The sequence below is a fragment of the Streptomyces sp. G5(2025) genome (assembly GCF_049542075.1).
In the GTDB taxonomy this organism is placed as follows: Bacteria; Actinomycetota; Actinomycetes; order Streptomycetales; family Streptomycetaceae; genus Streptomyces.
This window is the reverse complement of sequence record NZ_JBMUZT010000006.1, coordinates 4,039,875-4,061,281: the sequence shown is the minus strand read 5'-3', so window position 1 is coordinate 4,061,281 and position 21,407 is coordinate 4,039,875. Positions and strand designations below refer to the sequence as shown.

Below are 21,407 nucleotides of genomic sequence, written 5' to 3'. Positions count from 1 at the left end.
CGTAAAGCGGCGATAATGGGCACATGCCCCGTGAGACCCCCGCCGCCCCTCCGGAATCACGCGGCCCGCTGCGCCCGCTCACCCCGCCCGACTGGCTCGTCCGGTCCCTCAAGCCACAGTCCGCGCCCATCCCCTGGGCGGCCGTCGCCCGCGCCTCGGTCGCCATGGCCCTGCCGCTGGCCGTCGGCATCCTCGCCGGACAGCCCACGTACGGCGCGCTCGCCTCCATGGGCGCCCTCTCCGGTGTCATCGGCGACACCGCCGACGCCTACCGCATGCGCGTCCTCAACATCGCCGTGCCGCAGCTCTTCGGCGCCCTCGGCGTCACCCTCGGCTCGCTCGTCTTCGGGCACGGCTGGGTGGCGGTCGGCGCCGTCACGTTCCTGGCGCTCGTCTCCGGGATGATGTCGACGATCGGCGCCGTCGCCTCCGTCGGCGGCCTGCTCCTGCTGCTCAACTGCGTGGTCGGCGCGGGCCTTCCGATGCCGGGCCAATGGTGGCTCGCCCCGGCCCTGATGACCGGCGGCGGCCTCCTCGTCCTCGCGCTCGGCCTGCTCGCCTGGCCGCTGCGCTCCGGCGTCCCCGAACGCGCCGCCGTCGCCGACGCCTACCGCACGGTGGCCGCGCTCCTCGACGCGGCGGGCACGGACACGTACGACGACGCCCGCGCCGCCGTCACGGCCTCCCTCAACCAGAGCTACGACCTCGTCCTCGCCCGGCGCGCCCGCGACCACGGCCGCAATCCGGAACTGGTGCGGCTCGTCGCCCGGTTGAACGCCCTCACCCCGATCGTCGAAGCCGCCCCCGCCACCCACCTGAGCGCCCGCCACGCCTGCGTACGCCTGCCGTCCGAGATCCCCGCCGTCATCCGCGACATGGCGCGGGCCATCGAGCACGGCGGCGGCGCCCCCACCGCCTGGACCCCGGACGCCGAACGCCTCCCCGAGCCCCGCGACCATGCCGCCCGCGCCCTCGACCACGCCGTGCTGCACGCCGTGGAGACGCTGGGCGACGCCGACCCACTCGGTGTCATCGAGGCCGACGACCGCCTCGGCCACCCCGCCGCGCTGCGCGTCCGAGTCCGCCGCGCCGCCCGCAACGTCGTCCTGTCCGGCGCCTCCTGGCGCTACGGCCTGCGGCTCGCGCTCTGCATCGGCATCGCGCAGGCCCTGGTCTCGCTGATCGACGTGCCCAGGTCGTACTGGGTCGCGCTCACCGTCACGTTCGTCCTCAAGCCCGACTTCGGCTCGGTCTTCTCCCGCGCGGTCCTGCGCGCGCTCGGCACGGCCGCCGGCCTGGTGGTCGCCGCCGCCGTCCTCGTCCAGGTGCCGCACGGCTGGTGGGACGTACCCGTGATGATGCTGCTCGCCCCGCTCATCCCGGCCCTCACCACGCGCGGCTACGGCTACCAGACGGCCGCGATCACCCCGGTGATCCTGCTGCTCTCCGACATCCTCAACCACCAGGGCCTCGGCCTGGTCGTGCCGCGCCTGGTCGACAGCCTGATCGGCTGCGCCATCGCGCTCGTCGCGGGGTATCTGCTCTGGCCCGAGAGCTGGGGCACCCGGATCGGCGACCGGCTCGCGGACGCGGTCGCCGACACCGCCGGGTATGTGGAGTCCGCGTTCGGCGCCTCGGTCGAACCGGCCGCCCGGGCCCGGATGCGCCGCCGCCTCTACCGCGACCTGTCCGTCATCCGCTCCGAGTTCCAGCGGGCCCTGACCGAGCCGCCGCCGACCGGTGCGCGCGCCGCCGCCTGGTGGCCGCTGGTCGTCGCCGTCGAACGCATCCTGGACGCGACGACCGCGGCGAGGGTCCGCATCCGGCACGGGGCGCGGCCGCCCGCGCCCGACGAGGTGGCCGAAGTCGCCCGGGAGCTCCGCGAGTTGGCGGTCGGACTGCGGGCGTCGGCGGTGCTCGAAGAGGTACGTACGGAATTCGGCGTCGGCCCGAAGGAGAGCGTGCTGGAACCCCTGCGCCAGGAAGTGGGGGCGGCGAGGGCCATCGCCACCCCCAAGGCATAGCGTTCCCGGCGCCCTCTCGCCAGCGGGCCTAGCGGACCTTGTGCAGCGCCTTCGCCAGACCGTTGGCCCAGAGCTGCTCCACCTTCGACCGCTCCGCCGCGTCCGGCTGGGCGTTCGTGCAGGACGGGCCGGGGCCGCCGCCCGACATCAGCTGGCTGCACGGGCCGTCATAGGTGTCCGGCAGGCCGAGCACGTGCCCGGTCTCGTGCGTGGTGACGCGGGTCGAGTCGAACTCCTTGTTCTGCGCGTAGTCCAGGAAGATGTAGCCCTTGCCGTGCCCGTCGGTGCTCGCGTATGAGCCGCGCCTGTCATTGCCCTCGCGGTAGCTGAAGCTGGCGCCCGAAGTGCCCTGCTGGAGCTTGACGTTGGAGACGGCCGCGTTCCATATGGACGTGGAGTTCGCTATCTGCCGGGCGAAAGTGGGCGCCTTGGACGCGTCGTAGACGACGGTCACGGACTTCGCTCCGGGGTTGGCGGCGCGCTTCTCGGCCACCGCCTTCACGACGGCCTCGAAGAACGCCTTGTTGGCCTTGGCCTCCCGCGCCGAGCCCTCGTACTGGGCGGCGTACGAGGCGGAGGGGGCCGTTGTGGCAGACGTGGCCGATGTGGCAGACGGGGCCGCGGTGGCCGACGTGGCGCCGAGTCCGGCGACGGTGAGGCCGAGGACGGCCGCGACGGACAGGTATCGCTTGTTCATGCCGCTGGTGCTGCTCATGTGTGGGGGGCTCCCTACTCGTTCGACCGACCGTGGGGGGTCGATGAAAGGTGAACTTTTCGGTGGCTGTGAGTCTCGGGGAGCGTGGGGCGCGTGGGGATGATGGCAACTCGCGATAGCACGGAGCTATCACCCGGTCCCGGCCTGCCCAGATCGGCTGGTTCTCATGGGGTTTGGGTGTCTGGTGCGGCGGCCGTACCGCCTCTACGCTCAACGGCCATGGAGCTTGAGGTCCGGCACCTCCGGGCGCTGTGCGCCATCGCCGACACCGGCAGCCTGCACAAGGCGGCGCGTGAGCTCGGCATGAGCCAGCCGTCGCTGACGACCCAGCTGCGCCGCATCGAGCACGCGCTCGGCGGCCAGCTCTTCGCCCGCGAGCGCACCGGCTGCCGGCCGACCCCGCTCGGCCGGGTCGTCCTGAGCCGGGCCCGTCCCCTCGTCACGGAGATGCGCTCCCTGGTCGCCGAGACCAGGGCGGCCGCCGCCCGCGCCGCCGAGGGCCCGCGGCTGCGCATCGGCTCCACGGCGAGCCGCGCCATACCGGGCTGGCTGCGCCGGCTGCGGGTGCGGCTGCCCGGCACGGAGATCTCGCTCCAGATGGACGTGTCCGCCAACGCGCTGCTGCGCATGGTGGCCGCGGCCCAGCTGGACGTCGCGTTCGTGCACGAGGTCGAGGGCAGCCCGCTGCGGCTGCCGGAGACCCTGCGAGGACGTGTCCTCCTCGACCGCGAGCCCCAGTTCGTCTCCCTCGCCGTCGACCACCCGGCGGCGGAGCGGCCCGTGGTCCGGCTCTGCGACCTCGCGGACGACCGCTGGATGGTCGACCCCACCGTCGACGGCGAGTGGGACGGCCTGCGCCGCGTTCTGGCCTCGGCCGGCCTCAACCCTCCTGTGCTGCACGGCGATTACCTCACCGCCGCGTCCCTCGTCGCCACCGGCGAGGTCGTCACGCTCTGCCAGCCGACCTCGCGGGCCCGCGCCGACATGGCCGTACGCCCCCTCCACGGCGACCCCCTCGGCGTACGCCTGATGGTGACGGCCCGCACGGAGGAGGAGCTGAACGCGGTCTACGGCGAGCTGGAGGCCGCCTACTGGGAAGCGGCCCGGCAGTCCCCCGCCTACACGGAGTGGCTGCTGCGCTCCGGCGACGCCCGCGGGGCGGCCGGCGGGCCGATGATCCCGGCCGGCAGGTGACGTTCGGCGCGACCACGCTGACCTGCGCTTTTCGCCGCTTTACGGTACTGGGTCACGTCAGGTGGCCACTTGTTACCTTTCCTACGGATGACGCACACATGGCGCCCGTAACTTCGTAGCTGTCGCCACCGCAAAGGGGCACAGACACGGACAGCCGGTCCGACCAGCAATACCGACCAGCTTTAAGGGGCCACGTCATGCGCGCCACCCGCCGTACGTTCCGTACCGCCGCCATCGCCACCGGAGCGATCGCAGCTTTCACCGTCGTCCCGGCCACGGCCGCCTTCGCCGCGGATACCCCGAACACCCCGGTCACACCGCCGACCAACTCCACGGACGCGACCACGGGCACGGCAACAGGCACGGCTACGGGCACCGACACCAACACCGATGCCCCGAAGCCGGACGACGAGCGCGTCCACGTACGCGACGTGAAGCTCGCCGACGGCTCACTCGCCAAGGTCTACAAGCTCGGCCCGCACCACTACCAGGCCGACATCATCGCCCACGGCACCAAGCTCGACACCCTCGACGCCAACGGCAACCCCGCCCGCGGCGAGAACAACGGCCTGCACGTCATCCTCAACCCCGACGGCACCCTCAAGTCCTGGGTCGAGGACGCCAAGCCGAAGCCGACGCCGGACGACAAGCGCGTTCACGTACGCGACGTGAAGCTCGCCGACGGCTCACTCGCCAAGGTCTACAAGCTCGGCCCGCACCACTACCAGGCCGACATCATCGCCCACGGCACCAAGCTCGACACCCTCGACGCCAACGGCAACCCCGCCCGCGGCGAGAACAACGGCCTGCACGTCATCCTCAACCCCGACGGCACCCTCAAGTCCTGGGTCGAGGGCGGCACCCGGCACGGTGAGGCCGCCAAGCCGAAGCCCGCGTCGAAGCCGCAGTCGGCGTCGAAGCCGCAGCCCCAGAACGGGTCCCACCGGGTCGTCCCGAAGGGTGGCGTCAAGGCGGGTGCCGAGGGGGTCACCGCCGGTTCTCCCGACGAGGCGCCGCTGATCGCCGCCGGTGGCGGCATGGCCGCCCTGGGCGCGGCCGGGCTCGGCTTCGCGGTGTACCGACGCAGGCACGACGGCTGAGCCCGGTCCGCTCCCTGCCGGTCAGACGCCGATGTCGCGACCGTCCTCGCGCCACACCGACACGACCGACGGACGCACCAGCCGGCCGGGGCCGTCGGGCCAGGCACTCGCGGGCTTCTCGACGGACGCGCCGTCCACCTCGCCCGGGTGCTGCACGGCGACGAGCACCCGCCGGTCCTGGATGAGCGGACCGCAGGTCTCGGCCCCGGTCGGCATGGTCAGGAACTGCTTGAGCTCACCGCGCCGCTCGCCGCGCGTGGCGACGCCGAACAGGCCGTCGTGCGAGCCGAGTTGGTTGCCGTCGGTGGACAGCCACAGGTTGCCGTGCGGGTCGAAGGCGACGTTGTCCGGGCAGGAGATCGGTGAGACCCGGTCCTTGGGGAAGCCCGCGAAGTACGTCGAGGGGTCGTCCGGGTCACCGGCGACCAGGAACAGCGACCAGGCGAAGGTCGTGGCGTCGGCGCGGTCGCGGCGCTCGGTCAGCTCCAGGACCTGCCCGTGCTTGTTCAGGTTGCGCGGGTTGGCCTCGTCGGCACCGGCCTTGCCCGCCTTGCCGCGGTCGGAGTTGTTGGTGAGCGCGACGTACACCTTGCCGGTGCGCGGGGACGGCTCGATGTCCTCGGGGCGGTCCATCTTCGTGGCACCGACCTTGTCACCGGCGAGGCGCGTGAAGACGTACACCTCCTCGGCGGTCATGCCCTCGACGTGGCTGACGGCCTTGCCACCGGGCCCGGCCGTGGCCAGCGGAATCCAACGGCCGCTGCCGTCGAACTCGCCGTCCTTCGGCAGCGTGCCCTTCCCGTCGATCTCGGCCGCCGGGGAGTCACCGGTCAGCTTGGCGACGTACAGGGTGCCCTCGTCGAGCAGCGTGAGGTTGTGCTCGTGCGCGGCACGGGACGTGCCCTTGGCCATGCGCTTGCTGCTGACGAACTTGTAGAAGTAGTCGAACTTCTCGTCGTCGCCCATGTAGACCACCGGGCGTCCGTCGTGCGTCAGACGCGGCTGCGCGGCCTCGTGCTTGAAGCGGCCGAGCGCGGTGCGCTTGCGGGGCGTCGAGTCCGGGTCGTACGGGTCGAGCTCGACGACCCAGCCGAAGCGGTTGGCCTCGTTGGGCTCCTTGGCGAGGTCGAAGCGGTCGTCGAACCGCTCCCACTTCCGCTCGGAGGCGGCACCGGATACGCCGTAGCGCTTGAGGCGAGCGGCGGCCGTCGGGTCGGTCACCTTCACCGCGTTGGCGAAGTACTGGTTGAAGTTCTCCTCGCCGTGCAGCGTGGTGCCCCAGGGCGTGGTGCCGCCGGAGCAGTTGTTGAGCGTGCCGAGGACCGTGGTGCCGCGCGGATCGGCCTTCGTACGGACCAGGTCGCTGCCCGCGACGGGGCCGGAGAGGCGGAAGCGGCTGGTGGCGGTGAGGCGGCGGTTCAGGTGGTGCCGGGTGACGGCGGACAGCTTGCCGCTGCGCCGCTCCCCCTCCACCACGACGACGGAGAGGCCGTGCGCCGCCCAGGCGATCTCGACCTGCTCACGGGTCGGGTTCTCGGGGTCGTACCCCTTGAACATCAGGATCTCGTCCGTGTACTCGTGGTTGGCGACGAGGACCTGACGGCCGTGCTCGTTCCGCAGCGGCAAGAGGGACAGGAAGTCGTTGTTGTAACCGAACTGCCCGGCCTGCGCCTTGGCGGTCTGCCGGTCCGGGTCGAAGGCGGGCGCACCGCGCAGGATGGGCTCGCCCCAACGGATGACGACGTTCTGCTCGTAGCCGGCGGGGACGGTGACGGCGTCCGTGGTGTTCGGCGCGACGGGCGTGAACCGCAGGCCGCGAGCCCCTCTGCCCTTGCCGGCCTTTTTGTCCGTGTGTCCCTCAGGCACCGCCGCGGCCGCCTCGCTGACTCCGGGGCCCGCTATGAGGCTGCCGCCCGCGGTGGCGGCGACCGTCACGACGGCGGCGGCGCGCATCATCGAACGGCGGCTGAGCGCACCGGCGATGACATCGCCGACGTACTCGTTCTCGCTGGTGTTGGGCACCTCGCCGAAGCAGGCGTCGCCGCAGCGGAAGCGGCAGGTCAGGGCGGAACGGCCGCCGCTCCCCTGATGCGAGGTGATGATCGGCAGCAGCTTGGGCACGGATCCTCCGTCGTCATGGCGTGGCTTGATTCCGCCGTGAGGCTAGGTGTGGGTTCCGGCACGGCGGCGGCCTGCGGGTGAACGGAGAGTGAATCCGTGGCACATGGGAGGAAGTTGACAGGATGGTGACGCGAGGGGTGGCCGGACGGCGACCCTGCCGAAGATCGCGTACGGCGGCGGCTAACCTTACGTGTCCGCCCTGGCCAGGGATTCCAGGGGTTTTCGGGAATCAACTCACGCGAAGGGTTGCGCACATGGGCATTCTGAGTCGCCTGCGGAACGCGTTCGGACGGTCACGCAAGGAGAGTGTTCCCGAGGCACGGGAGCCTGAGCGTGCGACCGCGGCCGGGGAGCCGCACCCCGCGGAGGACGTGACGCTGCCGTCCCCGTCACCGGAGCCCACCCCGGAGCCGGCCCACAAGGCCACGCTCCCGTCCCCCAGCCCCGAGCCGACGCCCTCCACGGTCGACGACCTGGTGGCCGCGGCCTTCGACAACGTCACGGTCCCGGCACAGGGCCCGGACCGCTCAACGCCCCCGGCCCCGGAGCCTGAGCGTAAGCCTGCGGCGGCTGAGCCGGAGCGTAAGCCTGCGGCGGCCAAGGCAGAGCCCGAGCCTGCGGCGGCCGAGGCAGAGCCCGAGCCTGCGGCGGCTGAGCCGGAGCGTAAGCCTGCGGCGGCCGAGGCGGAGCCCGAGCCTGCGGCGGCCGAGCCGGACGCGCCTACCGCTGCGGCCGAATCGGAACCTGAGCCGAAGCCCGAGCCCGAAGCCGCCACTGCCGACGAAGCCCCGGTCATCACACCGCCCCCGGCGGAGCCCGAAGCCGCGGCGCAGCCGGAAACCCCCGCCGAACCCACCACCCCGGCGGAGCCCAAGGCCAAGCCCGAACCCACCAGCCCGGCGGAGCCCGAAGCCAAGCCCGAACCCACCACCCCGGCGGAACCCGAAGCCAAGGCCGAACCCGAAGCTCCCACCGAGCCCAAGGCCGAGCCCGAACCGCAGACCCCGGCGGAGCCACCCGCGGAGCCCTCCGCCAAGCCCGCCCTCTCCGCCGCCAAGGTGAAAGCCAAGGCCCCCGCCCTGGCCACCGCCTACAAGGCCGCCGGCGCCGCCCTGCGAAAGAACGACCTCACAGGGACCCGCGCCCCGGTCTACCTCGTACTGGACCGCTCCGGCTCCATGCGCCCGTACTACAAGGACGGCTCAGCCCAAAGCCTCGCCGACCAGACCCTCGCCCTGGCCACCCACCTGACCCCGACCCCCGAGGCCACGGTCCACCTCGTCTTCTTCTCGACCGACATCGACGGCACCGCCACCCTCACCCTCCCCGACCACGAGGGCCGTATCGACGAGCTGCACGCCGCCGCGGGCCACATGGGCCGCACCAGCTACCACCGCGCGATCGAAGAGGTCGTATCGCACTACGAGAAGTCGGAGCACAAGGAGAACGGCACCCCCGCCCTGGTGATCTTCCAGACGGACGGCGCCCCCGACGCCAAGGGCCCCGCGACCCAGGCCCTGGCGGACGCCGCCGCGCACCCGCTCTTCTTCCAGTTCATCGCCTTCGGCGACCACGACGCGAAGGGCTTCGACTACCTCCGCAAGCTCAAGGCGGGCAACGCCGCGTTCTTCCACGCGGGCCCCACGCCCCGCGAGCTCACGGACAAGGAGCTGTACGAGGGCCTGCTGGCGTCCTGGCGCCCGTAGCCCCGACGGTGGACCCGGCAACCTGGCAGCCTGGAGCAACCAGGCGCCCGGGAGCAACCGGAGCAGCCGGGTCCACCCCTGATATCGAGGTGAGTGGATCTTCATGAGGCCGTTAGGATTTCGACCATGGCGGCCACTGGATCCGAGAAGCAGGGAGCGGACGAGAACGCGAAGGCGTTCTACGTCTCGACCCCCATCTACTACGTAAACGACGCTCCTCACCTGGGCCACGCCTACACGACCGTTGCAGGGGACGTGCTCACGCGCTGGCACCGTCAGCGCGGCGAGAAGGTGTGGTACCTCACCGGCACGGACGAGCACGGTCAGAAGATCATGCGCACGGCCGAGGCGAACGACGTCACCCCCCAGGAGTGGTGCGACAAGCTCGTCACCGAGGCCTGGAAGCCCCTCTGGGAGCACCTGAACATCGCGAACGACGACTTCATCCGCACCACGGAGAAGCGTCACACGGACCGCGTGCAGGAGTTCGTCCAGGATCTCTACGACAAGGGCGAGATCTACAAGGGCGGGTATGAGGGCCCGTACTGCGTGGGCTGCGAGGAGTACAAGCTCCCCGGCGACCTGATCGACGGCGAGGGCCCCTTCGAAGGCCAGAAGCTCTGCCCGATCCACAAGAAGCCGGTGGAGCTCCTCAAGGAGGAGAACTACTTCTTCAAGCTCAGCGAGTACGGCGACAAGCTCCTCGCCCACTACGAGGCGAACCCCGGCTTCATCCAGCCGGAGTCGGCGCGCAACGAGGTCGTGAACTTCGTCAAGCAGGGCCTTCAGGACCTCTCCATCTCGCGCTCGACGTTCGACTGGGGCGTGAAGGTCCCCTGGGACGACAAGCACGTCATCTACGTCTGGGTCGACGCCCTCCTGAACTACGCCACGGCCGTCGGCTACGGCGCGGACGAAGAGAAGTTCGCCTCGACCTTCCCGGCCGATGTGCACCTGGTCGGCAAGGACATCCTCCGCTTCCACGCGGTGATCTGGCCCGCGATGCTGCTCGCGCAGGGCCTCCCGGTGCCGGGCAAGGTCGCGGCGAACGGCTGGCTGATGGTCGGCGGCGAGAAGATGTCGAAGTCGAACCTGACGGGCATCAAGCCGCAGGACCTGACCTCGCACTTCGGCGTGGACGCGTACCGCTGGTACTTCCTGCGCGCCATCGCCTTCGGCAGCGACGGCTCCTTCTCGTGGGAGGACTTCTCCGCCCGCTACACCAGCGAGCTGGCGAACGACTACGGCAACCTCGCCTCGCGCGTCGCCGCCATGGTCGGCAAGTACTTCGGCGGCGAGCTGCCCGCGGCCACGGCTGCCGGTGACGCCGAGAAGGCGGTCCAGGACGGCCTGGCGAAGGCCGTCGCGGACGCCGACCGCGCGATCGGCGAGGAGCTGGACTTCCAGTCCGGCATCCTCTCGATCTTCGCCTTCGTCAAGCAGGTCAACGGCTACATCACGGAGCAGGAGCCGTGGAAGGTGGCCAAGACTGCATTCCCTGATGCTGCTGACGCAGCGGGCAGCTCCGAGGGCAAGGCCCGCCTCGCGACGATCCTCTACACGGCGGCGGAATCCCTCCGCGCGGTGGCCGTGCTCCTCAACCCCGTGATGCCGGAGACCTCCCAGAAGCTCTGGGACTCCCTCGGCGCGGAGGCCTCCCTGGGCGCGCTGGCCGACCAGCGGATCGAGGACGCGGCCACGTGGGGCCGCCTCACGCCTGGCGTGACGGTGACGAAGGGCGCGGTGCTCTTCCCCCGCCTGGAAGAGAAGCCGACCGCGTAGCGGCACGCGCCGGACCACAAAAGAGTCCCGCCACGCCCCGGATCACACAGGGCGCGGCGGGACTCGTCGCACGTCAGGCGCCGTCGCCGTCACCGTCGAACAGGCCGGCCGCGTCGGTCACCTCGTAACAACGGTCGAGCCGCACCGCGAGGCGGTCGAGGTCACCACAGGACCGCACCCGCTCCCGGTCGGCTTCCGACAGCTCGATGCCGCGCCAGTCGAGCGTGCGCAGGATGACCTTGGCCTGCTCCTCGGCCCGTGCCTCGTCACGGCCCTCTTCCCGCACCTTCTCGGCGACCTCATGCCGGAAGAAGTAGTTGATCGTCGTCATCAGGTCCCCCCAGATTTTCTTCGCCCGGGGGTCACCAGGCCTGACCCGGTCGCCTTCACCGCCGCTACCCGTACGAATCGGCATGCCGGACGCGTCGACGTTCTACAGCGGCTCGCGCGAGGCGTACGACACGCATCGCGCCGCCCTCGAAGTCATCACCGGAAAGACGGACTACCGGGGCGAGGACCCGGGCCTGGCCGCGTTGATGTACCAGCTGGACATGGCCATCTTCTGGCCGTCGATGATCGCCTGCTGGCAGGCCGTGGCCGTGGCCGGCGCCCACGGCCTCACCGCCGCGGAGATCGCCCCGTACGCCTCGGAGAACTTCGCGGGCATGGGCCACTTCATCGACTTCTACGCCCCCCGCATCGACGCGGACTACCACGAGGGCGACGTGGACCGCAGCTCGATGGGCCTGGCCAGCATGGACCACGTCCTCCACACGGCGACGGACGCGGGGGTGGACACCGCGTTCCCTGAGGCGGTCCGCGACATCTTCCGCCGCGTGGTGGAGGCAGGCCACGGGGCGGACAGCTTCAGCTCGGCGGTGGAGCTGGTGAGGAAGGGATGACACCCCCGGCCCCCGCCCCCGCGGGGCGGCGGCCCCGGCCCCGGCCCCGGGAACAGGCACCTGAACGTTTCCTCCACGCTCGAAAAAGTGATCGCAGGCCCGTTCGCCGACTCCCCGCCCCACGAAACCGCTTGGCTTCGCCTCATGGTCACCTCACGCCATGAGGCCTCCCACCGGATCTTCCAGGAGCGCCCGGAGATCCTCGGCCCCGTCTTCGGGCTGCTCGGCGTCCGGCCGGAGCGGAATGGAGAGAACTCATGACGTTCGTCAGCTACTTCCCGGGCCGGGGCACACTCCGCGAGCAGGCCTACTTCGAGGGCAGGGCCGAGGGGGCGGCCATGGCCGCCGGTGCTGTCGTCCGCCTCCTCGACCAGCGCCTCATCCCCCTCCCCGACGACGCCCGCGAGCACATCACCACCTGCACCGACCTCGACGTCCTCGCCCGCTGGCTCGACCGGGCCTTCACCGTCAACACCGTCGAGGAACTCTTCGCCGAGGACACGCCCCCGGCGCCCTAGACGCCGGGCAATACCTCCCGTCCGCCTGGAGGGGGAGAGGCGTTGGGCAACGTGCCGTGACTCGCGGTTTACTTCGCGGTGAGCTAAGTCATGCGGAGAGACGGCTTGATTTGACGCCGTCTTCACACTCCCCTACGTAAGCTTCACTGCATGGCCACGACTCCCTCCCCCGCCCGGCGACGCACCGCCGACGAGGTCAACGAGGAGATCCGTGCGCTGTGGCTGGGTGCCGGTGGACGGCTGCGGCCCGACGAGCGTCGGGTGTATGAGCAGCTCGTCACCGAATGGGCCGAGGCCGAGGCTGATTCCTCGCCCACCCACGCCGCCTGAGGGACCACCCCTCAGGGCGGGCGTCACCAGCCCAGCGCCGCCGCGTCTCCCATCACGACCACCGGTTTCCGATCCGGCTCCAGCGTGCGGAGCAGTTCCCTCCTGCGCGCTTTCGGCAACGACACGCACCCTTGCGTGGGCCCTCCGGGGTCCACATGCAGCCAGATCCCGCCACCTCGGCCCGCGCCCGGCGGCCGGGTCCAGTCCAGCGGTGTCGTACCGGGCCCGCGGCTGTAGTTGACCGCGATGACGTAGTCGAAGCAGCCCTCCAGCGACGCGCCCCCGAAGCCGGTGCCGCGCGCCGTGAACGCCGGGCCCCTGTCGTACGGGAACGTGGGCCCACGGTCGGGGAGTCGGCCGCCCGCGTCCGCCAACCCATAGACGCCGACGGGGGACTTGAGGTCGCCCCGCGCGGGCAGCGCCCGCACCGCGACCGCGAGGGACTGCTCCAGGTCGACGCCCTCGTACACGTCGAACGGGCCCGGCCGCTCCGGGAGTTCGCCGTGCGGGACCTCGCCCCGCCAGCGCCGCCGCCACCAGGAGGTGTGCGTGGTGACGAGGACCTTCCTGACGTACGCCTGCGGATGCTCGCCCGCGATCCGCGCCCACTTGGGCCACACCTTGGCGAGCGCCGTCCGGAGCAGGTCCTCGGCGAGGTGGGCGTCGCCGGTCAGCAGCCAGGCGACGCGCAGCAGCCGGGGTCCCGCGGCGGCGACGAACTCCTCGAAGTCGCCGCGCATCGCTCCCCCGCCGTCGTTCCGTCCGGTATCCCACACCCCTCGAACGCGGTGGGTCAGGGGTCAGGCTGCCCCGGAACGAAAAGAAGGGCCCCGGAACCGTCAGGTTCCGGGGCCCTCCTTCGACGCTGCCAGTGCGCCCGACGCCGCTACTGCGCCGCGGGCTTGCGCAGCGCGATGTTCAGCTCACGCAGCCGCGACTCGTCCAGCTCGGTCGGCGCGCCCATCATCAGGTCCTGGGCGTTGCCGTTGAGCGGGAAGGCGATCGTCTCGCGGATGTTCGGCTCGTCGGCCAGAAGCATCACGATGCGGTCGACGCCCGGCGCGATGCCGCCGTGCGGCGGGGCGCCGAGGCGGAAGGCGCGCAGCATGCCCGCGAACTCGTGCTCCACGGTCTCCGCGTCGTAACCCGCGATCTCGAAGGCCTTCAGCATGACCTCGGGCTCGTGGTTGCGGATCGCGCCGGAGGACAGCTCGATGCCGTTGCAGACGATGTCGTACTGCCAGGCGAGGATGTCGAGCGGGTCCTTCTCCTGAAGGTCCTTCATGCCGCCCTGGGGCATCGAGAAGGGGTTGTGGGAGAAGTCGATCCTGCCGGTCTCCTCGTCCTTCTCGTACATCGGGAAGTCGACGATCCAGCAGAAGCGGAAGACGCCCTCCTCGAAGTGGCCCGCGCGCTTGGCGGCCTCGACGCGCACCGCCGACATGATCTTGGAGACCTCGTCGAACTCGCCGGCGCCGAAGAAGACCGCGTGGCCGGCCTCCAGGCCGAGCCGCTTGGTCAGCTCCGCGACGTTCGCCTCGGTCAGGAACTTGGCGATCGGGCCGGTCAGCGAGCCGTCCTCGGCGACGCGCACCCAGGCGAGGCCCTTGGCGCCGTGCTCCACGGCGTAGTCACCGAGGCCGTCGAAGAACTTGCGGGACTGCGAGGCCGTGTCCGGCACCGGCAGCGCGCGCACGTGCTTGCCCGCGAAGGCCTTGAAGCCGGAGCCCTCGAAGATGTCGGTGATGTCGTGCAGTTCGAGCTTGGCGCGCAGGTCCGGCTTGTCGTTGCCGTACTTCAGCATCGACTCGCGGAACGGGATGCGCGGGAAGGGCGAGGTGACCTCGCGGCCGCCGCCGAACTCCGTGAACAGCTCCGTCATCAGCTTCTCGATGGGCTGGAAGACGTCTTCCTGCTCGACGAAGCTCATCTCGACGTCGAGCTGGTAGAACTCGCCCGGCGAGCGGTCCGCGCGGGCGTCCTCGTCGCGGAAGCACGGCGCGATCTGGAAGTAGCGGTCGAAGCCGGAGATCATCAGGAGCTGCTTGAACTGCTGCGGGGCCTGCGGCAGGGCGTAGAACTTGCCGGGGTTCAGGCGGGAGGGGACGACGAAGTCACGGGCGCCCTCGGGGGAGGTCGCGGTGAGGATCGGCGTCGCCATCTCGTTGAAGCCGAGGGCCACCATCTTCGAGCGGATCGAGGCGATCACGGCGCTGCGCAGCATGATGTTGCGGTGCATGCGCTCGCGGCGCAGGTCGAGGAAGCGGTACTCCAGGCGGCGCTCCTCGTTCACCCCGTCCTCAGCGTTGATCGTGAAGGGCAGCGGGCCCGCGGCGCCGAGCACCTCGACCTCCGCGGCCTCGATCTCGATCTCGCCGGTGGGCAGCTCCGGGTTCACGTTGTCGGCGCCGCGGGAGACGACCTTGCCGTCGACGCGGACGACCGTCTCCTTGGACAGCTTGTCCAGGACCTCGGCGGCCTTGGTGCCCGGACGGGCCACCAGCTGCGTGATGCCGTAGTGATCGCGGAGATCGATGAAGAGAATGCCGCCCAGGTCTCGGCGATTGTGCAGCCAGCCGCTGAGCCGGACGTCGGTGCCGACGTCAGAGGCGCGGAGCTCGCCGCAGGTGTGGGACCTGTACCGATGCATCGTCGTTCATCCAGTCTTCGCGAATAGGGGAGAGAGCAGACCCTCCCAAGGCTACCGTCCGGGCGAAGATCGGTTTCCGGATATCCGCCGGGACGACCTGCCCGGCGCCGCCTCCCCGGGCCCCGTGGCGCCCGGGCTCGGTGGCGGCGATGGCGTACATCTTCCTAAAGTGGGTCAATGCGCACCGACGATCCCCCCTCGCAGGTGGGGAACGACCCCCTCTCGCAGGTGGAGGGCGATCCCCTGCCCCCCGTGCGGGAGGTCCTGGCCGCCATCGCGACCGGGCTGTGGCGCTGGGACAACGCCTCCGGGACCGTCACGCTGGACGCGGAGGCGGCCCGGCTCCTCGGCCTGCCCGCGCACGCCCAGACGCTGACCGAGGCGGCCGTGCGCTCGCGCTTCCACCCGGTCGACTGGAACGAGATCTACGGAACCGTCCAGCTGGCCGTCGCCGAGGGCACCCTCGCCGAGGCCCGGCTGCGGATCATGGACGACACGGGGCGGCGCGTGCTGCGCACCGTACGCAGCCGTTCCAAGCCCGTGCTGCACGACGCGACCGAGGCGTACGAGCTGATCGGCACCCTCCAGGAGGTGACCGAGCCTGGGCCCGGGACCGCCGCCCGCACGCCCGTGACCGGTGACTGGCGCCGCTCCCGCGAGGCGTTCCTGCTGGACGCGGGCCGCGCGCTCGCCGAGGCGCGCTCCACGGAGGAGGTGCTGCGGGTCGCCGCGGGGCTCTCCATGCCGGGGTTCACGCCCGACGGGCTCGCGGTCTTCGGGGCGGCGGGTGACCGGCTGACGATCATCGGGCACCACGGCCACCAGCCGGGGGACGAGGGGCCCTTCTCGGCGATGCCGCTGGACACCGACTATCCGGCGGCCGAGGTGGTGCGCACCGGCCGCGCGGTCTATCTCTCCTCGCCGGAGGACTACCGCCGCCGCTACCCGGCGGCCTGGTCGCTGGCCCGGCGCTTCGAGCGGCAGTCGTGGGCTTTCCTGCCGCTGACGGTCGCGGGCCGCACGATGGGCGCCTGGATGGCGGCCTTCGCGTACCCCGTCTCCTTCACGCCCGACGAGCGTTCCGTCCTGACGACGGTCGCCCGGATGCTGGCGCAGGCCCTCTCGCGGGCCGGGGTCGCGGAGTCCGAGCGGGAGCTGACCGAGGGCCTCCAGCGGTCGATGCTGCCGATGCTCGGCCCGCAGATCCCCGGGATGAGCGTGGCGGCCCGCTATGTGCCGACCGGCGGCGGTCTCCAGGTCGGCGGCGACTGGTACGACATGATCCCGCTGCCGAGCGGCCGCATCGCCTTCGTCATCGGCGACGTCCAGGGGCACGACGTGCGCGCGGCGGGCCTGATGGGGCAGCTGCGGATCGCCTTGCGCGCGTACGCCTCCGAGGGGCACCGTCCGGACGCGGTGCTCTCCCGGGCCACGCGCTTCCTGTCGGGCATCACGGAGTCCATCACGTACGGGTCCAGCGGCAGCGGCGCCGACGAGACCACGGTGTACGACCCGCGCTTCGCGACCTGCCTGTACGTCGAGGCGGACCCGGCGACCGGCGTCCTGGAGATCGGCCGCGCCGGTCACCCGGAACCGGCGATACGCATGAGTGACGGAACGGTTCTGCAACGTCCTACGGCGGGCGGGCTGCCGCTGGGCATCGACCCGGACGCGGACTACCCCACGACCCGCCTCGTCCTGGAGCCCGGCGAGACCATGCTGATCTGCACCGACGGCCTGATCGAGACCGGCGGCCACGACCTGGACAGCGGCTGGTCGCGGATCAGGACGATCCTGGAGGAGTACGAGGGCGAGCCCGACGACGGCGAACACGGCGACGGCCTCGAACAGCTCGCGGACTCCCTCGTGCAGGCCGTGCACGGCCCCTCCTCGCACTACACCACGGGCCCGCTCGCCGACCGCCGCGAGGACGACATAGCGGTCCTGCTGCTGAGCCGGACCAGCCGCCCCGAGCAGCGCATGGACGCCCGCCGCACGGTCCTGACGATCGCGCAGGCCGAGCCGGAGCGCATCGCGGGGGCCCGCCGCCACCTGCGGGACCTGCTGCACGACTGGTCGGACGACGACCAGGTCGACTCGGCGGTCCTGATGGTCTCGGAGATGCTCACGAACGTCCTGGTGCACACCGACGGCGACGCGCTGCTCGTCGCCGAGGTCAGCGGTGAGCCGGGGGCGCGGCGGCTGCGGGCGGAGGTCGCGGACGGCAGCGACGACCTGCCGCACAAGCGGCATCCTGGTGAGCTGGCGTCGTCTGGGCGGGGGCTGGTGCTGATGGAGTTGCTGGCGGATGCGTGGGGGGTTGATCCGCGGGGGGACGGCAAGAGCATTTGGTTCGAGTTGTATGAGGGGGCGGGAGCCTCCGGCGGTGGGGCGGAGTAGGGGCGGGTGGGTGGCTCGGGGTGGTGGTTTGGGTGCGGGTGCGTGGGGGCTGAGCGCGCCGTTCCCCGCGCCCCTTACGGGGCGGGTGGCCCGGGATGGTGACTTGGGTGCGGGTGCGTGGGGGTCGAGCGCGCCGTTCCCCGCGCCCCTTACGGGGCGGGTTTAAGGCGTGGCTGTGTAGCGGGAGCGGAGTTCCGCCAGGATGCCGAAGGCCGCTGCCGTCAGCGGGACCGCCAGGAGCATGCCGATGATGCCGGCGACGGACGCCCCCGCGGTGATCGCCAGCATCACCACCGCCGGGTGCATCTGCACCGTCCGGCTCTGGATGACCGGCTGGAGGATGTGGCCCTCCAGGACCTGTACGGCGAGGACCACGCCGAGCGCCCAGAGCGCGATGGCGAAGCCGCGGTCGGCGAGGGCGACCAGGACGGCGACCGCGCCGGACATAACGGCGCCGAGGTAGGGGATGTAGGCGCCGACGAAGACGAGTGCGCCGAGGCCCACGGCTCCGGGGACGCGCAGGATCAGCAGCCCGACGGTGATGCACAGGGCGTCGATGAACGCGATGATCGTCGTACCCCGCATGAAGCCCTCGATGGCGCCGAAGGCCCGGTGCGCCATGGCCTCCACGGTGTCGGCGGAGTCGCCGGGAGAGAGCGAGCGCAGGGCGGCCATCGCGCGCCCGGAGTCGCGCAGGAAGAAGAAGACGAGCAGGAGCGCGAGCACTGCCATGGCGATGACCTCGCCGACGACGCTGAGCCCGCTGAGCACCCCGGACGCGGCGGTCCCGCCGAACTTGCCGAGCAGTTCCTTGGCGTTGGACGCCATGTCGTCGAGCGAGGTGCCCGCCGCGCCGAAGTACTTGGCGACGTCGGTAGCGGCCTGCTTCAGGGAGGCGATGATCTGGTCGCCGGTGTCGATCAGGGCCTTCGCCACGATGTACGTGACGCCGCCGACGACCGCGACGACGGCCGCGCAGGTCAGCCCGGCGGCCAGGGAGCGCTGCACCTTCATCAGGAGCAGGCGCCGGTACAGCGGCCCGAGGAGCGCGGTGCCGAGGAGCGCGAGCAGGACCGGTGTCACGGCCGTCTTGAAGGTGACGCACAGCCAGACGCCGACGGCGGCCACACCGACCACGAGCAGGACGACCACGCACCAGGCGGCCAGGCGCCGGACGGGCTCGGGGAGAAGGGTCTGCACCCTCCCACCCGAGCACGCGTCCCCCGGTCGCGCACGTCACGTACGGCTGGCTGCCGTGCGCGCCACCCGGAGGACGTACGGCTTACATGCCGTGGACGGCCGGGACCGAGCCGAGGAGGCCCTTCTGGAAGTCCTCGAAGGCCTGCTGGAGCTCGGCCTGCGTGTTCATCACGAACGGGCCGTAGTGCGCCATCGGCTCGCGGATCGGCTGCCCGCCGAGCAGGACGACCTCCAGGTCGGGGGTGTGCCCGTCCTGCCGCTCGTCCGCCCGCACGGTCAGCGAGGAGCCCGCGCCGAAGACCGCCGTCTGCCCGCTGTGCAGCGGGCGGCGCTCGGCACCGGCCGTGCCGCGTCCGGCGAGGACGTAGGCGAGGCCGTTGAAGTCCGCGCGCCAGGGCAGCGTCACCTCGGCGCCGGGCCGCACCGTCGCGTGGATCATCGTGATGGGCGTGTGCGTGATGCCGGGGCCCTCGTGGCCGTCCAGTTCACCGGCGATGACGCGGAGCAGCGCGCCGCCGTCGGGGGAGGCGAGCAGCTGGACCTGGCCGCCGCGGATGTCCTGGTAGCGCGGGTCCATCATCTTGTCCTTGGCGGGGAGGTTCACCCACAGCTGGAGGCCGTGGAAGAGGCCGCCGGACATGACGAGGTCCTCCGGCGGCGCCTCGATGTGCAGGAGGCCGGAACCCGCCGTCATCCACTGGGTGTCGCCGTTGCGGATGGTGCCGCCACCGCCGTTGGAGTCCTGGTGGACGAAGGTGCCGTCGATCAGGTACGTGACCGTCTCGAAGCCGCGGTGCGGGTGCCAGGGCGTGCCCTTCGGCTCGCCCGCCTCCCACTCCACCTCGCCCATCTGGTCCATCATGATGAACGGGTCGAGGTACTTGTAGTTGATTCCCGCGAAGGCCCGGCGCACCGGGAACCCCTCGCCCTCGAAGCCGCTGGGCGCGGTCGTCACGGCGAGCACGGGGCGTGCCACGGCGTCGGCCGGCGCCACCACTCGGGGCAGGGTCAGCGGGTTCTCGACGGTCACTGCAGGCATGGTCGGGACCTCCTTGTGCGCTCACTTTAGTTGAACGTAGAACTTTCTGCCACTTGAACGAACGAGACCCGGAGGGCATTCCCTCCGGGTCCCAGGGGTGGCTTGATCTGTTCCGCTCAGGAACGCCGCTTACGGCCCGACCGGCTCCAGCTGGAGATAGTCCAGGTTCCAGTTCTGGAACGCGCCCGCGTCGAGGGACAGCCGTACGTGGTGGTGGCCGCGGGTCAGGTGCCGCGCGTCACCACTGTCCTGAAGCACCAAGGCGTGGTGGGCCGTCGTGTTGGCGACGGGCACGGCCCTGCCGGGCGGGCCGCCGTCGTAGGCGAGCCGGTAGGTGCCGGCGGGCGCGTACGGGGACGACACCCGGGCCTTGAGGGTGTAACGCCCGTCCTTCGGTACGTCCACTCCGTACGTGAGCCACTCCGAGCCGCGCATCCAGCACACCACCACCGCTCCGTCGTGGTCGCAGATGTCGACGTCCTCGCCCGGCCGCCCCGGCCCGTCACCCCGGTTCCCGGGGTCGATGTCGTGGTAGGCCCTGCCCCTGCCGCCGGGGGCGTAGTTCTCTCCCTGGACGCGTACCGCGCCGGGCGGCACCGGGTCGGCGACACCCCTGGTCAGGTAGGACCTGAGCGCCTCGACGTTGTCGGTCTGGATCACCGTCGCCTGGTAGCCGGCGATGAGCGCGCCCCAGCCGCGCGCGGGGTCGATCAGCGAGGCCTCGTCGGTGAACCGGGCCGCGTAGCCCTCGCGCATGGTGTTGAACCACACGCGGCCGGTCGCCCGCAGCTCCTGGACGAAGGCGGGGGCGGCCACCTTGTCGCGTACGTCGTCGAAAACGACCTCGAACGCGGGCGGCCGGGCCGTCCCGAACTCCGCGACGGACGCCGCGTTGGCGTCGTCCACCAGGTGCATGTAGAGCGCGCCCCGATGGCCGTCGAGGAACGCCCGCACCTCGGGCACCGGCGCCCTGGACTTGAAGAGGCCGTTGCGCACGGTGCCGGTCTCCTCAAGGACCCGCCAGACGGCCTCGCGGTCCTGCCAGGCCCGGTCGAGGTTGACGAGGCCGAGCGTGCGGGCGGCCAGTATGGCCTCGGCGAGGGTGGGGACGCGCTCGCCGGTGACCGCCGCCTGACGGCCGCCGAGGCCCACGCGCAGCCGCAGGCCGCTCAGCTGGGCGTGGGTGAGGTCGGCGACGCGGCCGGTGCCGTTCGTGGTGCGGTCCACGGTCTCGTCGTGCATCAGGACGGGGACCTTGTCCTTGGTCAGCCGGACGTCGACCTCGACGATCTCGGCGCCGTCCGCGAAGCCCGCGCGGATCGCGGCGAGGCTGTTCTCGGGCGCCTTGCGCCACTGTCCCCGGTGGGCGGCGGTCATGACGCCCGCTGTGGGCCCGCGGTCGAGGAAGTCGCGGTGGGCGCGGTCGGCCGGGGTCTCGGCGGGCGCCCCGTGGGGGGCGGCCCCTGCCGTCGCCCCCGTGGCCGGCGGTGCGGCGCACAGCAGTGCCGCGCACAGGACGGCGGCCACCAGAGCGGTGACGCGGCGGCCGCCCGGGGCGGCGACAGCGCGGCGCGAGATCATGGACGCGGGCATAGCCGAGAGCTTCCCTCGTCCGTCGGCGGGCCGAACCCACCCTGCCGGCCGTTCACCTGACGGGGCGGCAGCTGCCGTACCCCGCCCGGCCGCCGGACGTCAGCCGTACCGCACGGCCGCGTCCGGGCCCTTG

At 71.6% G+C, this 21,407-nt stretch carries 18 protein-coding genes; 10 read left to right on the top strand and 8 right to left on the bottom strand.

The genetic code is table 11. The features are described 5' to 3' along the window. The first annotated feature begins 23 nt into the window (after positions 1-23). Entirely contained in the window at positions 24-2,024 is a 2,001-nt protein-coding gene (locus tag ACOBQB_RS29230; protein WP_423595795.1) for an FUSC family protein, read from the top strand. Between the two features lie 28 nt (positions 2,025-2,052). Here ACOBQB_RS29230 and snpA read toward each other — a convergent pair whose 3' ends face one another. After that, positions 2,053-2,721, bottom strand: coding sequence for a snapalysin (gene snpA, locus ACOBQB_RS29225; RefSeq protein WP_423598831.1), 669 nt, complete (start codon positions 2,719-2,721; stop codon positions 2,053-2,055). A 237-nt stretch (positions 2,722-2,958) separates the two neighbouring features. Between snpA and ACOBQB_RS29220 the strand changes: the two genes are divergently transcribed. Continuing rightward, the gene (locus tag ACOBQB_RS29220; protein WP_423595793.1) at positions 2,959-3,933 is read left to right on the top strand and encodes a LysR family transcriptional regulator; all 975 of its coding nucleotides are present in this window, start codon (positions 2,959-2,961) and stop codon (positions 3,931-3,933) included. Positions 3,934-4,130: 197 nt separating this feature from the next. Further along, positions 4,131-5,033: a hypothetical protein gene (locus ACOBQB_RS29215; RefSeq protein ID WP_423595791.1), complete on the top strand. Its 903-nt coding sequence runs from the start codon at positions 4,131-4,133 to the stop codon at positions 5,031-5,033. Positions 5,034-5,054: 21 nt separating this feature from the next. Here the strand turns inward: ACOBQB_RS29215 and ACOBQB_RS29210 are convergent, their stop codons facing one another. Continuing rightward, the gene (locus ACOBQB_RS29210) at positions 5,055-7,154 is read right to left on the bottom strand and encodes a PhoX family protein (protein ID WP_423595789.1); all 2,100 of its coding nucleotides are present in this window, start codon (positions 7,152-7,154) and stop codon (positions 5,055-5,057) included. A gap of 254 nt (positions 7,155-7,408) precedes the next feature. Here ACOBQB_RS29210 and ACOBQB_RS29205 point away from each other — a divergent pair, with 254 nt between their 5' ends. Then, entirely contained in the window at positions 7,409-8,860 is a 1,452-nt protein-coding gene (locus tag ACOBQB_RS29205) for a VWA domain-containing protein (protein ID WP_423595787.1), read from the top strand. Between the two features lie 126 nt (positions 8,861-8,986). Next, a complete protein-coding gene (metG, locus tag ACOBQB_RS29200; RefSeq protein ID WP_423595785.1) occupies positions 8,987-10,642 on the top strand; it encodes a methionine--tRNA ligase in 1,656 nt (551 codons plus the stop codon). A gap of 73 nt (positions 10,643-10,715) precedes the next feature. Here metG and ACOBQB_RS29195 read toward each other — a convergent pair whose 3' ends face one another. Next, the gene (locus tag ACOBQB_RS29195; RefSeq protein ID WP_423595783.1) at positions 10,716-10,973 is read right to left on the bottom strand and encodes a hypothetical protein; all 258 of its coding nucleotides are present in this window, start codon (positions 10,971-10,973) and stop codon (positions 10,716-10,718) included. An 82-nt stretch (positions 10,974-11,055) separates the two neighbouring features. Here ACOBQB_RS29195 and ACOBQB_RS29190 point away from each other — a divergent pair, with 82 nt between their 5' ends. The 4 genes from ACOBQB_RS29190 (at position 11,056) to ACOBQB_RS29175 (ending at position 12,392) form a co-directional block, all read left to right on the top strand. Beyond that, positions 11,056-11,544, top strand: coding sequence for a hypothetical protein (locus tag ACOBQB_RS29190; protein WP_423595781.1), 489 nt, complete (start codon positions 11,056-11,058; stop codon positions 11,542-11,544). An 87-nt stretch (positions 11,545-11,631) separates the two neighbouring features. After that, complete coding sequence (locus tag ACOBQB_RS29185) at positions 11,632-11,805, top strand: hypothetical protein (protein WP_423595779.1); 174 nt, start codon at positions 11,632-11,634, stop codon at positions 11,803-11,805. Beyond that, complete coding sequence (locus ACOBQB_RS29180) at positions 11,802-12,062, top strand: hypothetical protein (protein WP_423595777.1); 261 nt, start codon at positions 11,802-11,804, stop codon at positions 12,060-12,062. Before ACOBQB_RS29185 ends, ACOBQB_RS29180 begins: the two co-directional genes overlap by 4 nt. Before the next feature lie 150 nt (positions 12,063-12,212). Next, a complete protein-coding gene (locus ACOBQB_RS29175; RefSeq protein ID WP_423595775.1) occupies positions 12,213-12,392 on the top strand; it encodes a hypothetical protein in 180 nt (59 codons plus the stop codon). A gap of 23 nt (positions 12,393-12,415) precedes the next feature. On the opposite strand, the gene ACOBQB_RS29170 is transcribed toward ACOBQB_RS29175, so the two are convergent. Together ACOBQB_RS29170 and aspS are read right to left on the bottom strand one after the other, a co-directional pair. Next, positions 12,416-13,132, bottom strand: a complete 717-nt coding sequence (locus ACOBQB_RS29170; protein WP_423595773.1) for a sigma factor — start codon at positions 13,130-13,132, stop codon at positions 12,416-12,418. Positions 13,133-13,278: 146 nt separating this feature from the next. Continuing rightward, positions 13,279-15,042: an aspartate--tRNA ligase gene (gene aspS, locus ACOBQB_RS29165; protein ID WP_423595771.1), complete on the bottom strand. Its 1,764-nt coding sequence runs from the start codon at positions 15,040-15,042 to the stop codon at positions 13,279-13,281. Between the two features lie 177 nt (positions 15,043-15,219). On the opposite strand from aspS, the gene ACOBQB_RS29160 reads away from it, so the two are divergent. Further along, positions 15,220-17,442, top strand: coding sequence for a SpoIIE family protein phosphatase (locus tag ACOBQB_RS29160; RefSeq protein WP_423595769.1), 2,223 nt, complete (start codon positions 15,220-15,222; stop codon positions 17,440-17,442). A gap of 162 nt (positions 17,443-17,604) precedes the next feature. Here the strand turns inward: ACOBQB_RS29160 and ACOBQB_RS29155 are convergent, their stop codons facing one another. The 3 genes from ACOBQB_RS29155 to ACOBQB_RS29145 all read right to left on the bottom strand — a co-directional run bounded on the left by ACOBQB_RS29155 (position 17,605) and on the right by ACOBQB_RS29145 (position 21,274). Continuing rightward, positions 17,605-18,642, bottom strand: a complete 1,038-nt coding sequence (locus ACOBQB_RS29155) for an AI-2E family transporter (protein WP_423595767.1) — start codon at positions 18,640-18,642, stop codon at positions 17,605-17,607. Positions 18,643-18,724: 82 nt separating this feature from the next. Beyond that, a complete protein-coding gene (locus tag ACOBQB_RS29150; protein ID WP_423595765.1) occupies positions 18,725-19,681 on the bottom strand; it encodes a pirin family protein in 957 nt (318 codons plus the stop codon). 129 nt (positions 19,682-19,810) lie between these two features. Next, positions 19,811-21,274 carry a glycerophosphodiester phosphodiesterase family protein gene (locus tag ACOBQB_RS29145; protein ID WP_423595763.1) on the bottom strand — a complete coding sequence of 488 codons (1,464 nt, stop codon included), beginning with the start codon at positions 21,272-21,274 and terminating at the stop codon, positions 19,811-19,813. Positions 21,275-21,407: the final 133 nt, after the last annotated feature.

Bases quoted from the DNA above. Each gene is read 5' to 3' on its own strand.
- ACOBQB_RS29230 (WP_423595795.1), top strand. From the start codon at position 24: ATGCCCCGTGAGACCCCCGCCGCCCCTCCGGAATCACGCGGCCCGCTG.
- snpA (WP_423598831.1), bottom strand. From the start codon at position 2,721: ATGAACAAGCGATACCTGTCCGTCGCGGCCGTCCTCGGCCTCACCGTC.
- ACOBQB_RS29220 (WP_423595793.1), top strand. From the start codon at position 2,959: ATGGAGCTTGAGGTCCGGCACCTCCGGGCGCTGTGCGCCATCGCCGAC.
- ACOBQB_RS29215 (WP_423595791.1), top strand. From the start codon at position 4,131: ATGCGCGCCACCCGCCGTACGTTCCGTACCGCCGCCATCGCCACCGGA.
- ACOBQB_RS29205 (WP_423595787.1), top strand. From the start codon at position 7,409: ATGGGCATTCTGAGTCGCCTGCGGAACGCGTTCGGACGGTCACGCAAG.
- metG (WP_423595785.1), top strand. From the start codon at position 8,987: ATGGCGGCCACTGGATCCGAGAAGCAGGGAGCGGACGAGAACGCGAAG.
- ACOBQB_RS29195 (WP_423595783.1), bottom strand. From the start codon at position 10,973: ATGACGACGATCAACTACTTCTTCCGGCATGAGGTCGCCGAGAAGGTG.
- ACOBQB_RS29190 (WP_423595781.1), top strand. From the start codon at position 11,056: ATGCCGGACGCGTCGACGTTCTACAGCGGCTCGCGCGAGGCGTACGAC.
- ACOBQB_RS29180 (WP_423595777.1), top strand. From the start codon at position 11,802: ATGACGTTCGTCAGCTACTTCCCGGGCCGGGGCACACTCCGCGAGCAG.
- ACOBQB_RS29175 (WP_423595775.1), top strand. From the start codon at position 12,213: ATGGCCACGACTCCCTCCCCCGCCCGGCGACGCACCGCCGACGAGGTC.
- ACOBQB_RS29170 (WP_423595773.1), bottom strand. From the start codon at position 13,132: ATGCGCGGCGACTTCGAGGAGTTCGTCGCCGCCGCGGGACCCCGGCTG.
- aspS (WP_423595771.1), bottom strand. From the start codon at position 15,042: ATGCATCGGTACAGGTCCCACACCTGCGGCGAGCTCCGCGCCTCTGAC.
- ACOBQB_RS29160 (WP_423595769.1), top strand. From the start codon at position 15,220: ATGCGCACCGACGATCCCCCCTCGCAGGTGGGGAACGACCCCCTCTCG.
- ACOBQB_RS29150 (WP_423595765.1), bottom strand. From the start codon at position 19,681: ATGCCTGCAGTGACCGTCGAGAACCCGCTGACCCTGCCCCGAGTGGTG.
- ACOBQB_RS29145 (WP_423595763.1), bottom strand. From the start codon at position 21,274: ATGCCCGCGTCCATGATCTCGCGCCGCGCTGTCGCCGCCCCGGGCGGC.